The sequence below is a fragment of the Actinokineospora sp. PR83 genome, assembly GCF_021056305.1.
Taxonomy (GTDB): domain Bacteria; phylum Actinomycetota; class Actinomycetes; order Mycobacteriales; family Pseudonocardiaceae; genus Actinokineospora; species Actinokineospora spheciospongiae.
In genome coordinates, this window is sequence record NZ_JAJCXD010000092.1 from 22,536 (window position 1) to 29,078 (window position 6,543).

A 6,543-nucleotide genomic window follows, 5' to 3' on the forward strand; every position below is an offset into this window, starting at 1 on the left:
AGCTTCCTGCACCTTGGTCTCGATCTCCGACTTCGCCAACCCCTGCAACTTCAGCGCGAACCCCATGTTCTGCGCCACCGTCATATGCGGGTACAACGCATAGGACTGGAACACCATCGCGATGTCCCGACCCTTCGGCGGCACATTGGTGACATCCCGATCCCCGATCCGGATGACCCCCTCGTTGACGTCCTCCAGACCCGCCAACATCCGCAGCGCCGTCGACTTCCCCGACCCGGACGGACCGACCAGGACCAGGAACTCCCCGTCGGCGACCTCCAGGTCGAGGCCGTCGACCGCCTTCACCGGGGGCGATCCCGGGTAGATCCTCGACGCTGCCTCGTAACGCACCTCGGCCATCTCGCGTCATCCTTCATCAGCTCGGCGATGGGGCGCCCGGCGGCGGCCGCGATAGCGACACCGCGCCAGGGTCGCCCCAGGATGCCGGAAACCCCTGTGCCGCACCAGGGGATCCTGCAAGGCTTTCCGCAATTCCATGACGGAGGCGTCACGGTTCCAGTCTCGAAACGGTAACGACGAACCCATGTGCGTTCCCTTGACGGCAACTTGCGTGAACAGTCCGCTTAACACTGAGCGGGGCCCGGCGTCGATCGGCGCACGCGCGCCCCGGAGTCGAATCACCTGTGGAGGCGTCGTGGTAACGCAAGGTCGCGTCGTACGCGGTGCCGCATTAGCGGCCGCCCTGGTCCTGGGCGTCAGCGCGTGCGGGTCGTCGGATTCCGGTTCATCCCCCAGTTCCGGGTCGACCCCGGCGGCCCTGGAGGGCGTCGGTCCCATCACCCTGGTGACGGGCAAGGACACCTCCGGCAACCTGCAGAACCAGGTCGACACCTGGAACAAGCAGCACCCGGACCAGGTCGTCAAGGTCATCGAGCTGCCCGAGGACGCCGACGCGCAGCGCCAGCAGATGGTGCAGAACGCGACGACGAAGTCCGACGCCTACACCGTGCTCAACCTCGACGTCATCTGGACCGCGGAGTTCGCGGCCAACCAGTGGGTCACCCAGCTTCCCGAGTCGGAGCTGCCGCTGGACAAGCTGCTGCCCGCCACCGTCGAGACCGGCAAGTACTTCAACAAGCTCTACGCGGTGCCGACCACCTCCGACGGCGGCCTGCTGTACTACCGCAAGGACCTGCTCGACGCGGCGGGCGTCAAGCCGCCGACCACGTGGGCGGAGATGAAGGCGGCCTGCGACAAGGTCCTGCCGACCGCCCCGGGTGTCTCCTGCTACGCCGGGCAGTTCGAGAAGTACGAGGGCCTGACGGTCAACTTCTCCGAGGCGGTCAACTCCGCGGGCGGTGTTGTCGTCGGTGACGACGGCAAGCCGAACGTCAACACCGCCGAGGCCAAGAAGGGCCTGGACTTCCTCGTCGAGGGCGTCAAGTCCGGTCAGATCAGCCCGAAGGCGCGCACCTTCAAGGAGGAGGAGGGCCGCCGCGCCTTCCAGGCCGGTGAGCTGCTGTTCCAGCGCCAGTGGCCGTACCAGTACGCCAAGGCCAACGCGACCGACGGTTCCTCGCAGGTGGCGGGCAAGTTCGCCGTCGCCCCGCTGCCCGGCCTCGACGGCCCCGGCGCCTCGACCCTGGGCGGGCACAACTACGCCATCTCCAGCTTCGCCAAGAACAAGAAGACCGCGCTGGACTTCATCAAGTACTCGGTCGACGAGCAGCAGCAGCGCGCCAACCTGGAGAAGACCTCGCAGGCGCCGACCTGGGCCTCCCTGTACGACGAGCAGGCCCTGGTCGCGCAGTTCCCGTACCTGACCGAGCTGAAGAAGAGCATCGAGGCGGCCAAGAAGCGCCCCGCGGTGGTCAAGTACCAGGAGGTGTCCTCGGCGATCCAGCAGGCCGCCTACGACGCCATGGGCGGCACCACGACCAGCGAGGACGCGCTCAAGAAGCTGCAGTCCAAGCTGGAAGAGCTGACCAAGCAGTAGTCGCGTGCGACGGGGCCTCGGCGGATCAGCCGAGGCCCCGTTCCCGTACCGGAAACCCCTGTACCCGTTCCGCCGCTGGAGATCCCGCATGGCGACCACTGTCGACGCACCGCCCACACCACCCCCTCCCGCCCCGCCCGTGAAGCAGAACCGGCGCGCGGGCACCGGCCGACTGGCCGCGCTGCTGGTCTCCCCCACCATGCTCGTGCTGGCGCTGGTGGTGGCCTACCCGATCCTCGCGGCGTTCCGGCTGTCCTTCTACCGCGACAACGACGGCATCGACCCGGAGACGGGCCTGGTGCAGTCCGGCGAGACGTTCGTCGGGCTGGACAACTTCACCGACATGTTCAGCGGGGACGCCGGTGAGCGCTTCCGCAACGCGCTGACGAACACCACCACGTTCACCGTCGTCGCGGTGTCCATCGAGGTCGTGCTCGGGGTGCTGATGGCGCTGGTGATGCACCGGGCGTTCAAGGGCCGGGCGCTGGTGCGCGCGGCGATCCTGGTGCCGTGGGCGGTGCCGACGGCGATCGCCGGTCTGCTGTGGCGGTGGATCTTCCAGGCCGACGGCGTGGTCAACAAGATCCTGGACATGGACGAGCCGATCCTGTGGACCACCGACGGCATCCAGGCGTGGTTCGCGGTCATCATCGCCGACACGTGGAAGACCGCGCCGTTCATCGGCCTGCTGGTCCTGGCGGGCCTGCAGGTCATCTCCAACGAGGTCTACGAGGCGGCCAAGCTGGACGGCGCGTCGCCGTGGAAGACCTTCTGGTCGATCACGCTGCCGCTGGTCAAGCCGACGCTGCTGGTGGCGGTGCTGTTCCGCATCCTCGACACGCTGCGCCTGTTCGACCTGCCGTTCACCCTGATCGGGCCGGGCAAGGACGCCACGGACACCATCACCGTGATCGCCTACGAGGAGGCGGTGAAGTTCGGCAAGTACGGCCCCGCGTCGGCGTACTCGATCTTCCTGTTCGCCTACGTCGCGGTCGTCGCGTTCGTGTTCGTCAAACTCCTCGGCGCCGACGTCCTCGGCACCCGCGACGGGAAGAAGGGCCGATGACCACCACACTCGACGCACCCCCGCGGGCCGCCGCGGCCGCTCTGGGCAAGGGCCGCCCCTGGTACTGGTGGGCGCCGTACGCGGGCATCGGCGCCATCGTGCTGTACTGCCTGTCGCCGTTCTACTGGATGCTGGTCTCCAGCCTGCGCCGCTCGAACGACATCTTCTCCGACGCCCCGGTGCCCAGCCCGTTCTCGCTGGACAACTACGGCGCCGCGTTCTCGGAGGACAACGGCTTCCTGCGCGCGCTGCTCAACTCGTTCCTGGTCGCGGGCATCACCACGGTGCTGGTCCTGCTGATCGGCACGCTCACCGCCTACGCACTGGCCCGGTTGGACTTCAAGTTCAAGAACCTGGTGCTGGGCATCGTCATGATCACCTCGATGTTCCCCACCATCTCCCTGCTGGTGCCGCTGCTGGAGCTGTTCAGCTCGATCGGCTGGATCAACACCTACCAGGCGATGATCGTGCCGAGCATGAGCTTCGCCCTGCCGCTGGCGGTGTGGAACCTGACCGCGTTCTTCCGGCAGATGCCCACCGAGTTGGAGGAGGCGGCCCAGATCGACGGCTGCACCCCGGCGCAGGCCTTCCGGAAGGTCATCCTCCCGCTGGCCGCCCCCGGCGTGTTCACCACCGCGATCATCACCTTCATCGCGGCGTGGAACGAGTTCATCATCGCCCTGTCGGTGGTGAACGAGAAGAGCCTCAAGACGGCGCCGGTCATCAGCTCCCAGTTCACCGGCACCACCGACTTCGACGCCCCCTTCGGCACCCAGATGGCCGCGGGCGTGATCGTCACCATCCCGCTGGTGATCCTGGTGCTGCTGTTCCAGCGCCGGATCGTCGCCGGGCTGACCGCCGGTGGCGTCAAGTAGCCACCCGCCCGAACCCGACGAGGCCGTTCCCGGCGACCGGGAGCGGCCTCGTCGCCGTAGTGGGCGGGTGCGGTTTCGGGCGGTGTGGGCGTTCGACCGGGGACCGGCGGGTAGCCGGGGGTACCACCGACGGGACCACAGGGGAGCACACGGCTGAGATCACCGCCCACCACGGGCTGTTCCGCGACACCGACCTGCACGTGGACGACACCGGCGGCCCGGGGCGGCCGGTCGTCCCGATCCACGACTGGCCGCTGTCGGGCGAATCGTGGGAGTACCAGGTGCCGGTGCCTGCCGAGGCCCCTGGTCGGCTTCTCGATGGGCGGCGGCGAGGTCGCCGGGTGCGGGTCACCGAGGCGCGGCTGCGGGAGGCGCGGGCGCTGTGCGACCAGGCGGACAAGAAGGCCGTTCTCGCCTGCATGACGACCTTCGGGGCCACCGACTTCCGCGACGACCTCGGCAAGCTCTCCCTGCCCACCCCGGTGCTGCACGGCGACAGCGACGCGACCGTGCCGTTCGGGGGTTCCGGGGGGGCACCCACGCGGCGGTGCCCGGCAGCGAGCTGCACGTCGTCGCGGGTGGACCGCACGGGTGGACGTGAGCCACGCCGAGGAGTGGAACCGCGTGCTGCTGGACTTCCTGCGGAGGTGACACCCACCGACCACCCGCCCATGCACAGCGAGGCCGTTCCCGCCCCCGGGAACGGCCTCGTTGCCTTGTGAAACCGATCACGCACCCCCGGTGACGGCGGGCATTTTTGTTGTGATCGGCGAACGAAGATCCACACGGTTCTGCACGATGGTGCGGATTCACCCGAAAAACTGACACTTTGTTGCGGAGCGCTACTTTTCTCCCGGAAAAGGTCACGGTTGTGGACTTGATCCGCCAAAGGGATGACGGCCATCCTGGCGTTCCCGATCGGCCATTCGGCCCCGCCCGACCTTGGAGTCCCCCGTGCGTCCTCCCCGCCTGTTCGCTCTCTCCGCCGCTGTTGCAGGCACCGCCGCGCTGACCGCGCTGACCGCCCCGTTCGCGGCTGCCACCGGTGGCCCCACGGGTAGTGCCTTCGCCGTGTCCGTGCAGGCCAAGGCGCTCAACGCCGCTTCGGTGTCGGTCGGCCCGGCGCCGCTGGCCACCTACCCGGCCGGGGATGACAAGTCGGTCGTCAAGGTGGACCTGGCCAAGGCGGGCGTGTTGGCGAAGGTCGTCAACGCCTCCTCGGACCTGACCGGTTCGAAGCTGGTCAGCACCGCCAGCGTCGCCGAGGTCGACGTGCTGGGCATCCTCAAGGCGAAGATCGTCGAGGCCACCTGCACCAGCGACGGCAAGACCGTCACCGGCAAGTCCACCCTGGCCGAGGTGACCCTGATGGGCCACAAGGTCGACGTCTCGGCGCGCGCCAAGGTCGACGTCGCGGGCCTGGCCACCGTCTCCGTGGACGAGCAGATCACCGGCGCCGACGGTTCGCTGACCGTCAACGCCCTGCACGTCAGCTTCGGCGGCCAGCTCAAGAACCTGGCGCAGGGCGACATCATCGTGTCCCAGGCCAAGTGCAGCAAGACCGCGGGCGGCGGTCCGGTCACCACCACCCCGAACCCGGACGGCGGCGGCGACGGCGGCCCGAGCACCACCCCGGCCAACCCCACCTCGTCCCCGGTGGCCACCACGCCGGGCTCCGGCCCCGGCTCGGACTCGGGCTCCGGCTCGGGTGACAACGGCGGCGTGACCCCGGTCGCCAACGAGGACGACCTGGCCAACACCGGCGCCACCGGCATCCTCCCGCTGGCCATCGGCGGCGTCGCCCTCATCGGCGGCGGCGCGGGCGCCTTCTGGTACGCCCGCCGCAAGCGCACCGCCTGAGCACAGCACTGACCGGAAGGGCCGTCCCCCAGCGGGGCGGCCCTTCCGCGCGTCCCGGGTCGTTCGCGTGCCGCTGTTCGGCTGAGCGTCGCCCTTCCCGGAACCGGGTACCCAGGGCAGATGAAGCTCTACGCCGACAACCCGACCCGCCGCACCAGGCAGGCGGTCGGCGACCTGGTCGCCCTCCTCCTCGTCCTGCTCGCCACCTGGCTGGCCAAGGAGGTCCGCGAACGCATCCTCGAACTCCGCGGCCCCGGCGACGGCCTCATCACCGCGGGCGGCAACCTCCGCGACACCTTCGACCAGGCCGCCTCCCACGCCGACGACGTCCCCCTGGTCGGCGACCAACTCGCGGGCGCCCTCAAAACCGGCTCCGGCGCGGGCGACAAGCTCACCGCGGCGGGCCAGTGGCAGATCGAGGCGGTGCAGGACCTCGCCCTCTGGGTCACCATCGCCCTCATCGCCGTCCCGATCGCCTTCCTCCTCATCGTCTGGTTCCCCCGCCGCTACCGCTACGTCCGCGAGGCCACCGCCGCCACCCGCCTCCGCGCCGCGGGCACCGAGGGCCACGACCTCCTCGCCCTGCGAGCCCTGGTCACCACCTCCCTCCCCCGCCTCGCCAAGACCAAGGGCATCGCCACCGGCTGGCGCACCGGCGACCCCGAGGCCATCGACACCCTCGCCCGCCACGAACTCCACAGGCTCGGCCTGGACCTCTAGACCCCACCCCGAACCCCACCGCCACAGCGGCCACCAACCGCCGGCCGGGCAGCCACCCGGGCACC

At 69.4% G+C, this 6,543-nt stretch carries 7 protein-coding genes; 6 read left to right on the plus strand and 1 reads right to left on the minus strand.

What is annotated here, in order from left to right; translation table 11 throughout:
• On the minus strand, nt 1-360 hold a 360-nt coding region (locus L6E12_RS28455; protein WP_236231004.1), incomplete at its 3' end, for an ABC transporter ATP-binding protein.
• Nucleotides 361-805: 445 nt separating this feature from the next.
• On the opposite strand from L6E12_RS28455, the gene L6E12_RS28460 reads away from it, so the two are divergent.
• From L6E12_RS28460 to L6E12_RS28485, 6 genes are all read left to right on the plus strand, one after another.
• Complete coding sequence (locus tag L6E12_RS28460) at nt 806-1,957, plus strand: ABC transporter substrate-binding protein (protein ID WP_236231005.1); 1,152 nt, start codon at nt 806-808, stop codon at nt 1,955-1,957.
• A gap of 88 nt (nt 1,958-2,045) precedes the next feature.
• Nucleotides 2,046-3,023, plus strand: coding sequence for a carbohydrate ABC transporter permease (locus tag L6E12_RS28465; protein ID WP_236231006.1), 978 nt, complete (start codon nt 2,046-2,048; stop codon nt 3,021-3,023).
• Nucleotides 3,020-3,898 carry a carbohydrate ABC transporter permease gene (locus L6E12_RS28470; protein ID WP_236231007.1) on the plus strand — a complete coding sequence of 293 codons (879 nt, stop codon included), beginning with the start codon at nt 3,020-3,022 and terminating at the stop codon, nt 3,896-3,898. The genes L6E12_RS28465 and L6E12_RS28470 overlap by 4 nt, the downstream gene beginning before the upstream one ends.
• Before the next feature lie 341 nt (nt 3,899-4,239).
• Nucleotides 4,240-4,620: an alpha/beta fold hydrolase gene (locus L6E12_RS28475; RefSeq protein ID WP_236231008.1), complete on the plus strand. Its 381-nt coding sequence runs from the start codon at nt 4,240-4,242 to the stop codon at nt 4,618-4,620.
• A 232-nt stretch (nt 4,621-4,852) separates the two neighbouring features.
• The gene (locus L6E12_RS28480; RefSeq protein WP_236231009.1) at nt 4,853-5,758 is read left to right on the plus strand and encodes a choice-of-anchor P family protein; all 906 of its coding nucleotides are present in this window, start codon (nt 4,853-4,855) and stop codon (nt 5,756-5,758) included.
• Between the two features lie 120 nt (nt 5,759-5,878).
• Nucleotides 5,879-6,478 carry a hypothetical protein gene (locus L6E12_RS28485; RefSeq protein ID WP_236231010.1) on the plus strand — a complete coding sequence of 200 codons (600 nt, stop codon included), beginning with the start codon at nt 5,879-5,881 and terminating at the stop codon, nt 6,476-6,478.
• The last annotated feature ends 65 nt before the right edge of the window (nt 6,479-6,543 follow it).

Bases quoted from the DNA above. Each gene is read 5' to 3' on its own strand.
- L6E12_RS28465 (WP_236231006.1), top strand. From the start codon at position 2,046: ATGGCGACCACTGTCGACGCACCGCCCACACCACCCCCTCCCGCCCCG.
- L6E12_RS28470 (WP_236231007.1), top strand. From the start codon at position 3,020: ATGACCACCACACTCGACGCACCCCCGCGGGCCGCCGCGGCCGCTCTG.
- L6E12_RS28485 (WP_236231010.1), top strand. From the start codon at position 5,879: ATGAAGCTCTACGCCGACAACCCGACCCGCCGCACCAGGCAGGCGGTC.